Raw genomic sequence first — 16388 nt, 5'->3', positions numbered from 1 at the left:
CAGAGTGTGCGCGCAAGAGTCTGAACCCGGTTGTCACTTTTGCGCGAGTGGTTGTCAGCAATGCGCGAGCCGCGCCGCGCGATGCTGGGCGAGACTGAACGCCACATTACAAGGAGATCGTTATGCTCACGCAACCCGCTGCAAAATACCGCCCGTTTCCGGTCATCGACTTACCCGATCGTCAGTGGCCCTCGCGCCAGCTGACGCAGGCACCGCGCTGGCTCTCTACCGACTTACGCGACGGCAATCAGGCGCTGGCGACACCAATGGACAGCGCGCGCAAGCTGGAGTTCTGGCAACTGCTGCTGCGCTGTGGCTTTAAGGAGATTGAGGTGGCCTTTCCGGCGGCATCGCAGACCGATTTTGATTTTGTCCGTTTGCTGATTGAGCAGAAGCACATTCCAGACGATGTGGCGATTCAGGTGTTGACCCAGGCGCGCAGCGATCTGATTGATCGCACCTTCGACGCGCTGCGTGGCGCGCCGAACGCCATTATTCATCTCTACAACGCCACCGCGCCGCTGTTCCGCGAGCGCGTGTTCCGCCAGAGCAAAGCCGAGATTATCGAACTGGCCTGCACCGGTGCGCGTCAAATTCGTGCCCGTTGCGAAGCGCAAAAGGATACCGCGTGGACCTTCGAGTATTCGCCAGAAACCTTCTGCTTTACCGAACCGGAGTTTGCGCTGGAGATTTGCGAAGCGGTGGCGGCGATTTGGCAACCGGGCCCGGCGCGTCCAATGATCATCAACCTGCCCGCGACCGTCGAAGTGAACACGCCGAACGTCTATGCCGATCAGATTGAGGTTTTCTGTCGCCACTTCAGCCAGCGATCGCAGGTCGCGATCAGCGTGCATCCGCATAACGATCGCGGTACCGGCATCGCCTGCGCCGAGCTGGCGCTGCTGGCGGGGGCCGATCGCGTGGAAGGCTGTTTGTTTGGTAACGGCGAGCGCACCGGCAATGTCGATATCGTCACGCTGGCGCTCAATCTCTACACTCAGGGCATCGCGCCGCAGCTCGATTTCAGCGATATCCAGCAGGTGCTGGAAGTGGTGACGCGCTGCAACCAGCTGCCAGTGCATCCGCGTCATCCGTATGCCGGTGAACTGGTGTTTACCGCCTTCTCCGGTTCGCATCAGGATGCGATACGCAAAGGCTTTGCCGCCCGTGCTGAGCGTGAAGAAGCAATCTGGCAGATGCCGTATCTGCCGCTCGATCCGCTGGATATCGGCTGCAGCTACGAAGCGGTGATCCGCGTTAACAGTCAATCGGGTAAAGGCGGCGCCGCCTGGCTGCTGGAGCAGAATCACGGTCTGCAACTGCCGCGCGGCTTGCAGCAGGATTTCAGCCGTCTGGTGCAACAACAAACCGACCAGCACGGTCAGGAGATGACCCATCACGCGCTGTGGCAGCTGTTTTGTCAGCATTACGGCTTAACGCAGCCCGTGCGTTGTTTGCTGGAAGCGGAAAGTCACAGCGACGATAAAGGCGAAACGCGCCTCAAGGCGCGGCTGCAACAGGGCGCGAAGCAGTTGATGCTGGAAGGTAAAGGCAACGGCTTGCTCTCAGCCGCCGTTGCCGCGCTGCGTCAGCGCTATGACGTAATCATCACCATTGAGGATTATCACGAACACTCGCTGGGCAAACGCAGCGACAGTCGTTCGGTGACCTACATCAGCTGCATTAATGCACGCGGTGAACGCGCGTGGGGCGTGGGCATTGATAATGATGTGGCGCGCGCTTCACTGCAGGCGCTGCTCAACGCAGCGCACGCTTTTCTGCCGCAGGAAAGTAGTTCGCTGGCGTGACGCCGAGCACGCGGCGAAACATCGCGCTGAAGGCGCTCGGGCTGTCATAACCGAGATCGAGCGCCACCGTCAGCACGCTATCGCCCTGCGCTAAGCGGGTTAACGCCACGTTCAGTCGCGCGCGGCGCACCCAGTCGCTGAATTGCAAACCGGTTTCGCGACTGAAATGGCGCGCCAGCGTGCGTTCGGCCACGCAGAGTTGCGTGGCGGCGCGGGCCAGCGTCCAGTTTTCCCCGGGCGCTTGCTGGATCTGCTGGCACAAACTCAGCAGCCGCTCGCTTTCCGGCAGCGGCAGACCAAACGGCAGCACGTCCATCACGCGGATCTCATCGAGGATCAGCTCGTAAATCCGCTCGGCGCGGCTGCCGGGAACGTACTGCTCCGGCAGCGCCAGCGCGCTGACAATCAACTCACGCAGCAGCGGCGAAATCTGCACCACCTGACAACTGGCGGGCAGATCGGCGCGCGCCAGCGGATCCACAAACAGCGTGCGCGCGGCCACCGCGCCAACAATGTGCAGCGCGTGACGCGTCCCCGCCGGCAGCCAGACGCCGCGACTCGGCGGCACAATCCAGCTGCCGTGCTGCGTTTCCACTTTCACCACGCCGCTCAGCGTGTGGATCAACTGGGCGCAAGCGTGGTGATGCCACGGCTCCGCGTCGCCATGCGCATAATCGTGCGCATAGGGCACCAGCGGACGATAGGCGAAGTCGAAGTTGAGCCGCGCACTCATGTTAGCGTTTCAGATATTGATAAACCGCCGCCAGATCCTGCTCGCCGTAACCGGCATCTACCGCTTGCTGCCAGACATCCACAATGTTTTCCAGCGCCGGCAATTTGCTATCGCCCGCCGCATCCAGCGCCAGTTTGGCGTCTTTCAGCGCCCACACCAGATGCATCTGCGGCGTGAAATCACCGCTGGCAATCATGCCAAGTTTCATTTTGGCGTACGGTGCCGCCAGCGGACCGCCATCCAGCACTTTCCACAGATCGTCGGTGCTGAAACCAAACTCTTCCGCCAGACGCGTACTTTCCGCCAGGCTCTGCATCAGACCAATCAGCCAGCTATTCACCACCAGCTTCATGCGCGAACTGGCGCCCGCCTCGCCCAGCCATTGCGTGCCTTTACCGATCGCGGCGAACACCTGCTCGGCGGCCTGCGCGTTGCTCTGATCGCCGCTGGCCATCACCAGGATTTGCGCATTCTCTGCTGGCGCTTTGGTGCCAGAAACCGGTGCATCGATAAACACCACGTCCGAACGCGTGCTTTTGAATTCCGCAATCAGTTGATCGGTGGCGGCCACGCCGATGGTGCCCATCTGGCAAATTGTCGCGCCCTGCTTGAGCGCGGTGCTGGCGTCGTTCAGTGCCTGACGCGTGGTATCGCCGTCGGCCAGCATGGCGATCACCACATCCGCGTCTTCAACCGCTTGCGCGGCGCTGTCGGCCAGCGTGATGCCTGCATCCAGCAGATCTTCGCCTTTGGCACGCGTGCGGTTCCAGCCGCGCACCGTGAAGCCTTTTTTCAACAGGTTAGCGGCAAACGCATGCCCCATCGCGCCCAATCCCAATACCGCGACCACAGGTTGTTGACTCATCATTCCCTCTCTTTTGTGCCTTAAGACAAAACCGCCAGACTGACAGAATTTCCCTGACGCAGCCAGGCCAGAGATGCGATGAAAAAACATTTTCAACGCCGCAATGATGAATAATCCGTCATACTATTTACGCTTTTCAAACAAATGATAAAACGATTAACATACGCGCCATTAATGTTCCATTCGGTACATTCCACGCCCTTTTTACGGTCTTTCATAATGAAAATAGCTTTACTGCGACAGGCTTCTCTGCTGATGCTGCCTGCGATGTTACCGGTCTCGGCGCTGGCGGCAAACGCGGCCAGCAACACCATGGTGGTGAGCGCGGCGCCGTCCGCATCTGGACTGTCTGAACTGGATACGCCAGCGGCAGTTAGTGTGGTGTCCGGCGACGATATGCGCCACGCGGCACCGCGCGTCAATTTGTCAGAAAACCTCAGCAGCGTGCCCGGTTTGCAAATTCAAAACCGCCAGAACTATGCGCAGGACCTGCAGATTTCGGTGCGCGGTTTTGGTTCGCGTTCCACCTTTGGCCTGCGCGGCATTCGTATGTACGTCGACGGGATCCCCGCCACCATGCCCGATGGCCAGGGACAAACTTCCAACATCGATATCGGCTCCATCGATCACATCGACGTGCTGCGCGGCCCCTTCTCGGCGCTGTACGGCAACTCGTCGGGCGGCGTGATTAACGTTGAAACCGAAACCGGACAGCAACCCACCACGCTGGAAGCCAGCAGCTGGTACGGCAGTTACGGCAGCTGGCGCAACAGCGTTAAAGCCAGCGGTGCAACCGGCGACGGTACGCAAGCCGGCGACGTCAACTACACGGTTTCCGCCTCGCGTTTTACCACGCACGGCTTCCGCGATCACAGCTCGGCGCAGAAAAACCTCGGCAACGCCAAACTCGGCGTGCGCATCGACGATGTCAGCACCCTGACGCTGCTGTTCAACAGCGTGCACGTTGAAGCGCAGGACCCGGGAGGTTTGACCGCTGAGCAGTGGAAAAATAATCCACGCCAGGTCGCCAGCAACGTGAGCTTGTACGACGCGCGTAAAACCGTCGATCAGACGCAAGCGGGCCTGCACTATCAGCGCCAGATGAGTGAAAACGACGACCTGAGCGTGATGATGTACGCGGGTGAACGTGAAACCACGCAGTATCAATCCATTCCTAAAGCCACCCAGCTGCGCGCAGGTTATCCCGGCGGCGTGATCGCTTTGTCGCGTCATTATCAGGGCATTGATACCCGCTGGACGCACCGCGACGCGCTGTTCACCATTCCGGTAACCTTCACTGGCGGGCTCGACTATGAAACCATGACTGAGAAGCGTAAAGGTTATCAAAACTTTAACGGCGACGAGTTGGGCGTACAGGGCGAGATGCGTCGTAATGAACGCAACCTGATGTGGAACCTCGATCCCTATCTGCAAACCGCGTGGCAGCTAACCGATAAACTGTCACTGGATGCTGGCGTGCGTTTCAGCACGGTGAGTTTCGACTCCAATGACTATTACGTCACCGACAGCGATCCCGATGACAGCGGCAATCGTCGCTATCACCGCTGGTTGCCTGCCGCTGCGCTGAATTACGCCATTGATAACAGCTGGAACGCCTACGTTTCTGCTGGTCGCGGCTTCGAAACGCCGACGCTGAATGAGTTGTCCTATCGCGCCGCCGATCAGGCCGGGCTGAATCTCAACCTGCAACCTGCCACCAGCGAAACGGTCGAACTGGGCAGTAAAAAACGCATCGGCAACGGACTGTTAACGGCGGCGATTTTCCAGACTGACACCAAAAACGAGATCGTTTCTGACAGCAGCTTTGAAGGCCGCACCAGCTACAAAAACGCCGGTGAAACCCGCCGTCGTGGATTGGAGCTGGGCCTCGACCAGCAATTCGGCGAGAGCTGGCGCTTCAAAGCCGCATGGACCTTGCTGGATGCCCGCTACCGCTCTAACGCCTGCGGCACCGAAAGCTGCGACGGCAACCGCATTCCCGGCATTGCCCGTAACATGGCTTACGCCGGACTGGCTTACGCGCCCGATCAAGGCTGGTATGCCGGAACCGATGTGCGCTACCTGAGCGATATCGCGGCGGATGATGAGAATGACGTAAAAGCGCCGTCTTATACCGTGGTCGGCGTGAACAGCGGTTATAAGTGGCTGGTGCAGAACTGGACGCTGGATCTGTTTGGCCGCGTCGATAACCTGTTTGACCGCAACTACATCGGTTCAGTTATCGTGAATGAAAGCAACGGTCGCTATTACGAACCGGCGCCGGGTCGCAATTACAGCGTGGGCCTGACGGTGAGTTATGCGTTTCAGTAAATAAACGCGTTGGATAGATGATATCTAAGCTCTGCAAGCCGCTTGCGGGGCTTTTTATTGGTTGAATATTGTCCAGCACGGCATATTGCTTTATAGTTATGTAGCAACATCTCTACATATCATGGAGGTCGTGATGACAGTGACGAGAATCAGCAGTCGAGCTTTTAATCAGGAGGTATCCCGGGCCAAGAAAGCCGCCGAGGAAGGCCCGGTTTATATTACTGACCGTGGCAATCCTGCACATGTTTTACTGACATTTGAAGCGTATAAAAAACTCACGGGTTCAAACCGAAGCATCGTAGATTCACTCGCCATGCCGGACGGCGTAGATATCGATTTTGAGCCAGAACGTGCGACCATAATCAACAGGGATGTGGAGTTCTAATGCGCTATTTGCTGGATACCAATGTTATTTCAGAATTACGTAAGGCAGGGACGCCTAAAGCCAATCCTCAGGTGATTGCCTGGGCTAAAAGCATTGATGCTGAAGAGATGTTTATTTCAGCATTGACGCTGATGGAAATTGAAAAAGGTATCCTTAAGTTCGCCCGTAAAGACCCTCAGCAAGCCCATCATTTACAGCGCTGGTATCAAGAGCAGGTTCTGACAGAATTTGCCTGGCGCACACTTTCAATTGATAGCAGCGCGGCCCGTCTTTGCGCTCAGCTGCATATTCCTGATGAACGCCCACATACAGACGCGCTGATCGCGGCGACAGCGATTCATCACGAGCTGATTCTGGTCACGCGTAACGTACGGGATTTTGATACCACTGGCGTGATGTTGCTGAATCCATGGCAGGAACGGTAGGCTCGCCATTCATGGCGTCCTGCAAGCCAGGTGCGCATGAATGCGCACCCTACGATGATCCTTACTTCAACAACGCCAGCACATCATCGGTGGTGCCGGTTTCGCCCAGCCGCGGGAAGATACGCTCGACGCTGTTTTTATGCGTTTCGGCATTCAGGCAAGTCATGGCGTCGGTTGCCAACGTGACGTTGTAACCCAGCTCATAGGCCTGACGCGCCGTGGATTCCACGCCGATGCTGGTGGCGATGCCGCAAATCACCACTTGTGTGATGCCACGCTGCTGCAGCTGCTCGTGCAGATCCGTGTTATGGAAAGCGCCCCAGGTTTTTTTGGTAACGATGATGTCGCCGCGCTGCTGCGCCAGGTCCGGCACCAACGTCGCCCAATCGGCGGGCAAATCGCCAGCGTGTTTCGGCTGCTCATTACGGCCAGGCGCGCCGCCCGCAACGTTGACCAGCACCACCGGGCGCTTTTTCCCACGGAATGCATCGGCCAGACGCGCTGAGCGCTCAATCACTTCATGCGCCTCTAACGGTGCGACCGGCAGCGCAACAATGCCGTTTTGCAGGTCAATCACAATCAGCGCGGTGTTGTCGTCAAGGGTAGTTAAAGCCATGTTGAGTCCTCTCTGGATTATTGGTCGGCAAGTCGTTGCAGTAAGGGAAGCGCGGCCAGCAGCGTGTGCTGTTCCTGCGGGTTCAGTTGCGTTGCGATGCTGTTGAGCAGCCAGTCATCGCGTTGTGCGCGGTTGGCAGCAATCAGTTTCAGGCAGGCATCGGTGGGTTGATAGCGGGTTTTGCGGCCATCCAGCGGATCGGCTGCACCCTGCACCATACCCAGCGTCTGCAGGCTCGCCACGGTGGCACCCATCGACTGCGTGCGCACCCCTTCCAGCGTAGCCAATTCTGTTACCGTCATCGCGCCATCGCGCACCAGATAGCCAAGTACCGACACCTGCGGCCAGGTGAGATCGCCCGGCGGCGCCGATTCACGCAGGCGACGCGCCAGTTTGCCATTGATGCTGCGCAGTAACGCCGCCGCGCTGATGAGGTCGCTCATGGCACCTTCTCCTTACTGATGAGCCGCGAGTATATAAATACGAAGGCAAACTGTGTAGTTTACCTTCGTATCAATTTGTAATTGTGCCAAATTGTTAGGTGGCCGCCATGCATGGCGATCCTAGGCGCGCTGCAGATAATGAATCAAACTGTGGAAACGCAGCGGCGTGCTGAGGGGATTGCGGTAGCTGTGCGGCGTATCGGCGGCGAACTGGCTGGCTTCGCCCGAAAGCAAGCGGCGCCATGTGCCTTCCACGCCCAGCAACAATTCGCCTTCCAGCACCACAACCTGCTCAATCACCCCGTTTTCATGCGCCGATGAATCGCTCTGCGCACCACCCGCCAGTGTCACTTCCAGCAGATCAAAATGCAGTCTGGCATCGTACGGCAACAGCGGCTTGACCTGCATCTGCGCGTTGGGCTGGCTGAAGGTCGCCACGCTGCCCGGCGGTTGATCGCTGCCCTGCACAAAGAAGGAAAACGGCACGTTAAAGCCGGTGGCAATTTTCCACAGCGTCGCCACCGTGGGGCTCGATTCGCCGCGCTCGATCTGGCCGAGCATCGCTTTGCTCACGCCGGTGCGATCCGCTGCCAGCGTCAGGCTCCAGCCGTTGGCCTGACGCAGCTGTTTCAGCGCCAGACTCAAATGTTGATGCAAATTTTCCATGTGTTCTCCCGAAAAGCTCGCGCGCAGTGTAGCACTTGTGCGCTATAACGCTCCATGCCACAATGTGCGTTATAACGCACAATCGGATGTGACCTGATGACCACCGCCACCACACGCAGTGCCTTCTCTTTTCCGATGCTGATTTCGGGTTTAATCGCCGTGCTGGTGGGCTACAGCAGCACGGCAGCGCTGATCTTCCAGGCGGCGCAGGCGGCGGGCGCTTCGCCGGCGCAGATTGGCGGCTGGCTGTCGATGCTCGGCGTAGGTATGGGGTTGGCCTCGCTCGGCTTATCGCTATGGACACGCATGCCGATCCTCGCGGCCTGGTCGACGCCTGGCGCGGCGCTGCTCGCCACCAGCGTGCAGGGTTTGATGCTGAATGAAGTTGTGGGCGTGTTTGTCGCCACCAACCTGTTAATTGTGTTATGCGGCGTCACCGGTCTGTTCGCCCGCCTGATGAATCACATTCCGCAATCGCTGGCGGCCGCGATGTTGGCCGGGATTCTGCTGAAATTTGGCATCGGCACCTTTAGCGGTTTGCAGAGCAATTTCGCGCTGTGCGGCAGCATGTGTCTGGTGTGGTTGTTGAGCCGCCGCTGGCTGCCGCGCTACGCCATCATTCTGGCGTTGCTCGCGGGCGTGCTGGTGGCGCTCGGCCAGCAATCGATCCACTTTCCGCCGCATGCGCTGGCGATCAGTCGGCCGGAATTCATCATGCCGCAGTTTAATCTGACGGCGCTGATTGGCGTGGGTTTGCCCTATTTTCTCGTCACCATGGCGTCGCAAAATGCGCCCGGCATCGCCACCTTGCAGGCGCACGGCTATCAGCCGCCGGTATCTGCGCTCACCGGCTGGACCGGCTTTATCGCTTTAGTGCTGTCGCCATTTGGCGGGTTTTCGGTGTGTATCGCTGCGATTACCGCTGCTATCTGTATGGGCGACGATGTCGATCCGAATCCGGCGCGCCGCTGGATGGCATCGGCATTGGCGGGCGTGTTCTATCTGCTGACCGGATTTACCGGCGGATTGATCGCCATCATGCTGAGCGCCTTGCCGCCGGTGTTGATTGCCACGCTGGCGGGTCTCGCGCTGCTGGCTACGCTGTCCGGCAGTTTGCAGCGCGCCTTAGCCGAACCGGATCAGCGCGACAGCGCCATCGTGGCGTTTCTGATCACCGCCAGCGGTGTTTCGCTGCTCGGCATCGGCTCCGCCTTTTGGGGTTTGCTCGGCGGCATGCTGACCTATGTGATCCTTTCCCCGCGCAGCCGCGCTTAAAATTTCAGCAATCTTCTCCGCACGCGGGAAAAACGCCCTGTTTTTCCCCCTTTATCAGCCGTTTGATTTCGCTGCATTTGGCTTAAGATCACTATCATCGCCAAAAACACACACTGTTCTGCCTCAGACAACCATCGATAAGGGCCCAACGAGTGGCAAAAACTTTTCTGCGCAGCGGCAATCTGGACACGGTACTGGCACTGGGTGAAAACGGCCAGCCGGTCTGGACGTCCGCGCTGCAAATCCGTGAAACCCTGCGCCTGCGCCGCCAAACCACGCTGGCCAATTGCCTCGCGATCCCGCAGGTCAACGAGCGCGGTGACCGCCTCGATTGGTACGCCCCGTTTACTGGCAAAGTAAAATCCTGGCTGGGTGCCAGCGATCACGAGCGCCGTCAGGCGCTGGAACTGCTGACGCTAAACCAGCAGGATCTGCAGGCGCTGAGCCTGCGCGCGCGCGACGCGGAGAATCCGGCGATGCGCTTGTTTGGTGCGTTGCTGAGCAAAACGTTGCAGTTCCCGGATCAGCAGTACGTTTATCTGGTGGATGGCAAACCGGTGATCACCTTCTGGGGCTTTGTTGATCCGCAGGCGCGTTCGCGTGATGACGCGCTGGCCTGCCTGCGCGATTCGCTGGAAGATGCGCTGCCGCCGCTGCTGCCTGAACTGCCAGCACCTGCTCCGCTGGTGGTTGCGCCGGTAATTGCGCCGCTGATCGAGGTGCCGCCTGCTGCTGCTCAACCGGTGATTGAGCCGGAACCTGAAGCCGAAGAACCGGCGGTTGAAGTCATTGCTGAGGCCGCGCCTGAACCGCTCCCCGAACCTGTCGCGCCGCCACGTCGCGCCTTTGCCGTGCGTCCGCTGATGCTGCTGTTGCCGGTTGCGGCGCTGGTGGCTGCAGGCGTCGCCTACTGGCTGCACAGCGCGCCGCAACCGGCTGCGATTAGCGTTGCGGATGTGCCGGTGCCGGTGAGTAAGCCGCCTGCCGTGATGGTTAAAGCGGAAAAACTCGCCGCCACGCTGCCACAAACCGCCGCCACCGTCGTTGCCGCCGCGCCGGTTGCCACATCTGTCGCGCCGCCTGAGGTGGTCGCTGAACACACCGAACCGGCCAAAGTCGATGATTTGGTGATGACCACCGAAGATGCGCGCGTTGGATCGGTGAAATTTATTAACGGCACCTGGCGCGTTACGTTGCGTCAAACCAATCTGCCGACCGGCAAACCGCCAAGCCTGCGCTATCAAATCCGCAACGGCAAAGGCACCGCCACCATTACCCAGGGCGACAACATCCGTTGTAAAGCCGATGTCACCGCCGCGATGACCAGTGCCGGCAGCATGGAAGTGCGCAGCCGCTATACTGCGACCTGCAGCGATAAATCGCGTTACCGCATGCCGGAACTGGTGTGTAAAGCCGGTGATGGCATCGCTAGCTGTACTGCGCAATACGGTGCAGATCAGGTCTTCCCGTTGACGATTAAGCGTGAGAGTAAGTAAACATGTTGGCTCCCCTCATCGATGACAAACAGAAAATCACGCTGATTGAAGATAGCGGTGTGCAGTTTCTTGATTTTGGTTTGCGTTTACCTGCGTTGCAGGCTCGCCGCCAGTTCGTGCGGCAAACCGCCAACGGCCCGCTGCTGCGTCTCAACGTCGACGGTAACAGCGGCAAGTTCCTGCTCTATCCGGAAGATGGCGGCGCGGCGGAAGTGGTGCGTCCGGAAACGGATATCGCGTTAGCCGATTCTCTGAAGCTGCTGGCCCATCAATGGCTGCCGCTGCCGGTGCTGCGCTGCAGCAGCGGACGTCGTTTTATCGGCGGCCCGGACAACTGGGCACGTCTGCATCTGGCGCCGCTGGCGCAACCCGACGCGGCAGGCAACACCCATCGCATCACCCTCGCCTTTGATACGCGCATTGTGTCTGAGCAGGATGGCGGCGAGCAGCACGGTTTAAGCAAAGCCGATGCGCAGAACGGCGTCAGTTTCGCCCTCGCCTGGCACAACTACGAGCTGGGTGAATTCCTCGACCATACATGGGTTGATGGCTGGCTGCGTGAAACCTTTAGCCAGCAGGTGCATGCGCTGGAATCACGTCGCGAGCAGGAGCTGAACCAGGCGCTGCGTGAATTCGAATATCAGGCGCACTATCTTAACTTGCTGGAACTGCTGGGCGAGCAGCTCGATCTGGCGGAAATCTATATTCAGGCAACTTCGCTGCAAACCCCGGCGGTCAACGTCGATATCATTCTCGACGTCGGCAACTCGCATACCTGCGGCATTCTGGTGGAAGATCACGCCGAAGAGAGCAGCGGCCTGCGTCAAACCTACGAGCTGCAGCTGCGCGATCTCTCCGAGCCGCATCAGGTTTACAACGAGCTGTTCGACAGCCGTCTGGAGTTTGCTGAAACCCGTTTCGGCAAGGCCAACTTCTCGCTGGAGAGCGGCCGGGAAAACGCTTTTATGTGGCCGTCGCTGACGCGCGTAGGCCGGGAAGCCAGCCGTCTGGCGTTGCTGCGTGCCGGCACCGAAGGCAGCACCGGTTTGTCCAGTCCGCGCCGCTATTTATGGGATGAAGCGCGCTATCAGCCAGGCTGGCGCTTCAACGCCAACGGCAGCAGCGATGAGCCGCAAGCCACCGCGCTGCCGTTCACCTTACTGATTAACGACGAAGGCCAGCCGCTGCACGCACTGGCGGAAGACGACCGTCTGCCGGTGTTCTCCGCCAGCTACAGCCGCAGTTCGCTGATGACCTTTATGCTGTGCGAACTGCTGGCGCAGGCGATGATGCAGATGAACAGCGTGGCGCAGCGCCAGCGCATGCCGCAAAGCCAGGCGCCGCGCCAGCTGCGTCATGTGATCCTGACGCTACCGTCAGCGATGCCGAAGCCGGAGCGTGAGATTTTCCGTCGCCGCATGCAGGAAGCCATCGCGCTGGTATGGAAAGCCGAGGGCTGGCATCCGGCCGAAGAGGAATTTACCGCCGCCAGCCAGGCAAACAGTCTGCGTCCGGTACCGGATGTGCAGATGGAGTGGGACGAAGCCACCTGTGGTCAAATGGTGTGGCTATTCAACGAAACCCAGGTCAACTTTGCCGGCCGCGCAGAAGATTTCTTCAGCAGCATGGCGCGCCCGGATCGTCCGCGTGAAGTTGACGAGCTGCCGGGTAAAAGCCTGCGCATCGCCTCGATTGATATCGGCGGCGGCACCACCGATTTAGCCATTACCCAATATCGTCTTGATGACGGCCAGGGCAACAACGTCAAAATCACCCCGCGCTTGCTGTTCCGCGAAGGCTTCAAAGTCGCCGGTGACGATATTCTGCTGGACGTGATTCAGCTGTGGATTCTGCCAGCGTTGCAGCAGAGCTTGCAGAAAGCCGGTTTGCAGTTGGCCGAACCGCTGATGAACAAGCTGTTTGGTCACGACAGCCGCATGGACGGACAAGCCACGCTGCGTCAGCAAGTGACGTTGCAGCTGTTTATTCCGCTGGCGCAGGCGGTGCTGGAGCAGTATGAAAATTGGGATCCGCTCGACAGCCATAGCGAGATCAACGCGCTGTTCGGCGAGCTGGTGCCGCAAAAACCGGCCAGCAGCGTGCTGGCGTTTGTGAACGGCGAAATTCAGCGCACGCTCGGCGGCGACAGCCGATTCGATCTGCTCGAAGTGCCGCTGGTGGTCAGCATGGCGCAGTTGCACGGCGAGTTCCTGCAACACCGTATGGCGATAATTCCGGCGCTGCGCGCGATGTGTGAAGTGGTGTCACTGTATCAGTGCGATGTGCTGCTGCTCACCGGTCGTCCGTCACGCTTTCCTGGCATTCAGGCGCTGGTGCGCCACCTGCAACCGCTGCCGGGCAGCCGTATTTTGTCGCTGGAAGGCTATCACACCAGCGACTGGTATCCGTTCAACAAGCAAGGCCGCATTGATAACCCGAAATCCACCGCCGCAGTCGGCGCGATGCTGTGCCTGCTGGCGCTCGATCTGCGCCTCAGCAGCTTCTGGTTCCGTGCCGGTGATTTCGAACCTTACTCCACCATTCGCTATCTCGGCGTGCTGGATGAGACCTCGGCGCTGAGCGACGATAATCTGTGCTATAGCGAGATCGATCTCGACAGCAACAGTTTCGCGCTGGATCGCAAAAGCAGCTTCCGCATTCGCGGCAACGTTTGCCTCGGCTTCCGCCAGCTGGAGAACGATCGCTGGCCGGCCTCGCCGCTGTATAGCCTGAGCATTGTTGACCCGACGCTGGCGCGTCAGGTTGCCGGCGAAAGCGTACTGCGCATTAAGCTGGCGGTGCAGCCCGGCCCGGATAATCTCGGCCCGGAGCGTTTGGTGCTGAGCGATGCGCGCATGGATGACGGCACGCGTGTGCCGCTGGAGCAACTGAGTCTGAAACTGAACACGCTTTCTGCCACCGGCAACGCGAATGCGCAATATTGGATCGACAGCGGGAGCGTCTGCAAACGATGAGAACTGCCAAAAAAGCCTCGCCGGTTACGCCCGCGAAACGTCTTAGCCTGATGCAGGAAACGCTGGATGGCGCGCTGAACTGGGTGGAAACCCATCAGGCGCACGCGCCGCGTCTGGCGATGGAAGCTGAAACGCTGACGCTGCAGCTGCGCCGTGCGCGCGTGGAGAGCCATGCATTGGCGCGCCAGCTGGCGCGTCCGGTGACGCTGGCGCTGTTTGGCCAGTCGCAGGCGGGCAAAGCCTGGCTGCTGAGTGAGATGGTCGGCGATGCGCAAGGCCAGTTGATCGCGCGTCTTGGCGATAAAACCCTGAATTATTTTCAGAACATCAATCCCGGCAATCTCGATTTCGCCATCGCCACCCGCTTCAGCCACCAGCGTGAAACGCAATCCAACGCCTGGCCGCTGGAGATGACGCTGCTGAGCGAAGTGGAACTGATTCGTTTAATGCTGGCCTGTGCCAACACCGAGCTTCAGCCGGACACGGCGCAGATCGATGCCGCATTGCAGCGTTTGCAGCGCCACCGTCAGGATGAAGCGCAGCCTGGCCTCGACAGCGATGCGCTGATCACGCTATGGGCGTGGAGCCGTCGTCACCATCGTCATGCCGAGATTCTCGATCGTCACTTCTGGCCGCAGGCGGTAGTGCTGGCGCCGTGGCTCAACGTGGACGACCGCGTGCAGCTGTTTGCCCTGCTGTGGCCGGGACAGAACGCCCTGAACGAAAGCCTGCGCAGCCTGATGCATTTGCGCCACCAGCTGCGCCATGCGCCGCGCGTGTTAGCGCCGCTCAGCGTGCTGGTGGACGATGCCGCGCTGCCAGCAGAAAAACTGATTGGCAATGATGCCGACTGGCAGGAGATGATCGAAGTGTGTCCGATCGTCGCCAATCGCGTGGGGAAAGCGCAGCATGTACCGCTTGGATTGCTGTCGCTGCTGACGCTGGAGATCACCTTGCCGCTCAGCTCCACGCCGCGTCAGGCGCTGTACGATGATGCAGATATGCTGGAGCTACCTGCACCGGGCACGCCAGCCGATCGCGCGCAACAGGATGAACTGGCCCAGCTGCGCAAACGCGATCCGCTGCGCGCCACGCTGCTGGAACAGAAACGCGCACTGCTGCCGGGCCTGTACGCCGCGCGTCAGGGCATTGATCTGATGCTGATCTGTACCGCTGCCAGCCAGCGTCACGACACCGATGTCGCCGCCAGCGCGCTGCGCGAGTGGCACATACACCAAACCATCGCCGCCAGCGGTGAGAAGCCGCGTCTGATTTGGGCGATCACGCCACATGATGCGCGCTATCAGCAGCAGCAGATTAACGTTGATGAAGCGGTGCAACGCCAGATTGGTCAGCCGGGACAGAGTTGGGGGTCGATGCTGGCGCTGGATCGCGCGGGCGTCGATCGCATGGGCAGCTGGTTGCAGGATGAGATGCAGCCGGAAGCGCGCCGTGAGCGTTTAGCGTTGCAGCTCAGCGCGCTACAGCACAAGCTGGTGGAACGTTTGCAGCCGTGGACCGAATCCAGCGCCACGCCAGAACAGGCAGCTCGCAAGCAGGCGATTTCCGATACGCTGCTGAAATGCTTGCAACATCGCACCGGTTTGCACGGCGAACTATTGGAGCGTTTGCAGCCGTCGCGTGAAGCGGTGCGTCAGCTGTGGCTGAGCCAGAGCAGCAGCCATCACATTCAACACAGCGCCAAAACGGCGGCCGCTGAGCAGAGCTATTTCGGCATCGGCTTCGAGTTCGATCTGTTTAAAGATGAGCCGGTAGCTGCCGCTGAGCCGCGCAGTTCGGGCGGGCAACGCGATCAGCAGTTCCCGCAGCAGGTGTTTGCGCTGTGGCTGGAGCACTTGCGTCAGTTGCCGGAGAGCCGCAGCCTGCTGGCGCTGCTCAACGTCGATAAGCCGACGCTGGAGATGCTGGTGGAAGAGTTAATAACCGCTAGCTTCCGTCTCAAGGTGCTGAGCAAACTGCAAAGCGCGCTTAACGAGCCGGATGCGCAGGCCAGCGCCCATGAAGCGCGTACCGATCGTCAGGTTTCACGCGCCATGACGGTGCTGGGGGATTTTGTGGCGTGGCTGGGCTTTTTACAGCGCCCGGAGAGCGAGCGCCCTGAAAGCCGCGTCAATCGCGGTCAGACCATTTTCGCCCGTCCGCCTGCACCGAGCGTCAGCTTCTCGCCGGGACAGCGTTTGACGCGCTTGTCTGCCGCTCCCGCCAATCATACCGCTTACTACATTTATGACTGGCTGGTGGGGTTAAATTCGGTGATCGTTGAGAACAATGGCTACACCGGCGGCGGCGATTTGCCCGCGAATGCCCGCCAGATGCTGGCGATTTTGCTGTTACCGCTGCACGTGTAGT

At 59.6% G+C, this 16388-nt stretch carries 13 protein-coding genes; 8 read left to right on the top strand and 5 right to left on the bottom strand.

What is annotated here, in order from left to right:
* Nucleotides 1-122 precede the first annotated feature (122 nt).
* On the top strand, nt 123-1808 hold the full coding sequence (leuA, locus tag AAF463_RS08900) for a 2-isopropylmalate synthase (RefSeq protein WP_350261887.1): 1686 nt from the start codon (nt 123-125) through the stop codon (nt 1806-1808).
* On the opposite strand, the gene AAF463_RS08895 is transcribed toward leuA, so the two are convergent.
* A complete protein-coding gene (locus AAF463_RS08895) occupies nt 1759-2541 on the bottom strand; it encodes a helix-turn-helix transcriptional regulator (protein ID WP_350261886.1) in 783 nt (260 codons plus the stop codon). The genes leuA and AAF463_RS08895 overlap by 50 nt on opposite strands.
* Before the next feature lies 1 nt (nt 2542).
* On the bottom strand, nt 2543-3409 hold the full coding sequence (locus AAF463_RS08890; protein ID WP_350261885.1) for an NAD(P)-dependent oxidoreductase: 867 nt from the start codon (nt 3407-3409) through the stop codon (nt 2543-2545).
* 216 nt (nt 3410-3625) lie between these two features.
* Between AAF463_RS08890 and pqqU the strand changes: the two genes are divergently transcribed.
* The 3 genes from pqqU (at nt 3626) to AAF463_RS08875 (ending at nt 6547) form a co-directional block, all read left to right on the top strand.
* Nucleotides 3626-5737, top strand: coding sequence for a TonB-dependent receptor PqqU (gene pqqU, locus AAF463_RS08885; protein WP_350261884.1), 2112 nt, complete (start codon nt 3626-3628; stop codon nt 5735-5737).
* Between the two features lie 133 nt (nt 5738-5870).
* Nucleotides 5871-6122: a type II toxin-antitoxin system prevent-host-death family antitoxin gene (locus AAF463_RS08880; protein WP_101764487.1), complete on the top strand. Its 252-nt coding sequence runs from the start codon at nt 5871-5873 to the stop codon at nt 6120-6122.
* Nucleotides 6122-6547, top strand: a complete 426-nt coding sequence (locus tag AAF463_RS08875; RefSeq protein WP_350261883.1) for a type II toxin-antitoxin system VapC family toxin — start codon at nt 6122-6124, stop codon at nt 6545-6547. The genes AAF463_RS08880 and AAF463_RS08875 overlap by 1 nt, the downstream gene beginning before the upstream one ends.
* Before the next feature lie 61 nt (nt 6548-6608).
* Here the strand turns inward: AAF463_RS08875 and AAF463_RS08870 are convergent, their stop codons facing one another.
* The 3 genes from AAF463_RS08870 to AAF463_RS08860 form a co-directional block, all read right to left on the bottom strand.
* On the bottom strand, nt 6609-7163 hold the full coding sequence (locus tag AAF463_RS08870) for an isochorismatase family protein (protein WP_350261882.1): 555 nt from the start codon (nt 7161-7163) through the stop codon (nt 6609-6611).
* A gap of 17 nt (nt 7164-7180) precedes the next feature.
* Nucleotides 7181-7606, bottom strand: a complete 426-nt coding sequence (locus tag AAF463_RS08865; RefSeq protein ID WP_350261881.1) for a MarR family transcriptional regulator — start codon at nt 7604-7606, stop codon at nt 7181-7183.
* Nucleotides 7607-7726: 120 nt separating this feature from the next.
* On the bottom strand, nt 7727-8272 hold the full coding sequence (locus AAF463_RS08860; RefSeq protein WP_350261880.1) for a helix-turn-helix domain-containing protein: 546 nt from the start codon (nt 8270-8272) through the stop codon (nt 7727-7729).
* Between the two features lie 96 nt (nt 8273-8368).
* On the opposite strand from AAF463_RS08860, the gene AAF463_RS08855 reads away from it, so the two are divergent.
* From AAF463_RS08855 to AAF463_RS08840, 4 genes are all read left to right on the top strand, one after another.
* On the top strand, nt 8369-9547 hold the full coding sequence (locus AAF463_RS08855; RefSeq protein ID WP_350261879.1) for a benzoate/H(+) symporter BenE family transporter: 1179 nt from the start codon (nt 8369-8371) through the stop codon (nt 9545-9547).
* Between the two features lie 152 nt (nt 9548-9699).
* Nucleotides 9700-11043 (top strand): SrfA family protein, encoded by a 1344-nt coding sequence (locus AAF463_RS08850; RefSeq protein ID WP_350261878.1) that lies wholly within the window; start codon nt 9700-9702, stop codon nt 11041-11043.
* 2 nt (nt 11044-11045) lie between these two features.
* Entirely contained in the window at nt 11046-14018 is a 2973-nt protein-coding gene (locus tag AAF463_RS08845) for a virulence factor SrfB (RefSeq protein WP_350261877.1), read from the top strand.
* A complete protein-coding gene (locus AAF463_RS08840; RefSeq protein ID WP_350261876.1) occupies nt 14015-16387 on the top strand; it encodes a virulence factor SrfC family protein in 2373 nt (790 codons plus the stop codon). The genes AAF463_RS08845 and AAF463_RS08840 overlap by 4 nt, the downstream gene beginning before the upstream one ends.
* Nucleotide 16388 lies beyond the last annotated feature (1 nt).

It is taken from the genome of Pantoea sp. BJ2, assembly GCF_040255075.1.
GTDB classification, from domain to species: domain Bacteria; phylum Pseudomonadota; class Gammaproteobacteria; order Enterobacterales; family Enterobacteriaceae; genus Pantoea; species Pantoea leporis.
This window is presented reverse-complemented; position numbering and strand designations above follow the sequence as displayed.

Bases quoted from the DNA above. Each gene is read 5' to 3' on its own strand.
- leuA (WP_350261887.1), top strand. From the start codon at position 123: ATGCTCACGCAACCCGCTGCAAAATACCGCCCGTTTCCGGTCATCGAC.
- pqqU (WP_350261884.1), top strand. From the start codon at position 3,626: ATGAAAATAGCTTTACTGCGACAGGCTTCTCTGCTGATGCTGCCTGCG.
- AAF463_RS08875 (WP_350261883.1), top strand. From the start codon at position 6,122: ATGCGCTATTTGCTGGATACCAATGTTATTTCAGAATTACGTAAGGCA.
- AAF463_RS08865 (WP_350261881.1), bottom strand. From the start codon at position 7,606: ATGAGCGACCTCATCAGCGCGGCGGCGTTACTGCGCAGCATCAATGGC.
- AAF463_RS08895 (WP_350261886.1), bottom strand. From the start codon at position 2,541: ATGAGTGCGCGGCTCAACTTCGACTTCGCCTATCGTCCGCTGGTGCCC.
- AAF463_RS08855 (WP_350261879.1), top strand. From the start codon at position 8,369: ATGACCACCGCCACCACACGCAGTGCCTTCTCTTTTCCGATGCTGATT.
- AAF463_RS08840 (WP_350261876.1), top strand. From the start codon at position 14,015: ATGAGAACTGCCAAAAAAGCCTCGCCGGTTACGCCCGCGAAACGTCTT.
- AAF463_RS08845 (WP_350261877.1), top strand. From the start codon at position 11,046: ATGTTGGCTCCCCTCATCGATGACAAACAGAAAATCACGCTGATTGAA.
- AAF463_RS08880 (WP_101764487.1), top strand. From the start codon at position 5,871: ATGACAGTGACGAGAATCAGCAGTCGAGCTTTTAATCAGGAGGTATCC.
- AAF463_RS08860 (WP_350261880.1), bottom strand. From the start codon at position 8,272: ATGGAAAATTTGCATCAACATTTGAGTCTGGCGCTGAAACAGCTGCGT.
- AAF463_RS08870 (WP_350261882.1), bottom strand. From the start codon at position 7,163: ATGGCTTTAACTACCCTTGACGACAACACCGCGCTGATTGTGATTGAC.
- AAF463_RS08890 (WP_350261885.1), bottom strand. From the start codon at position 3,409: ATGATGAGTCAACAACCTGTGGTCGCGGTATTGGGATTGGGCGCGATG.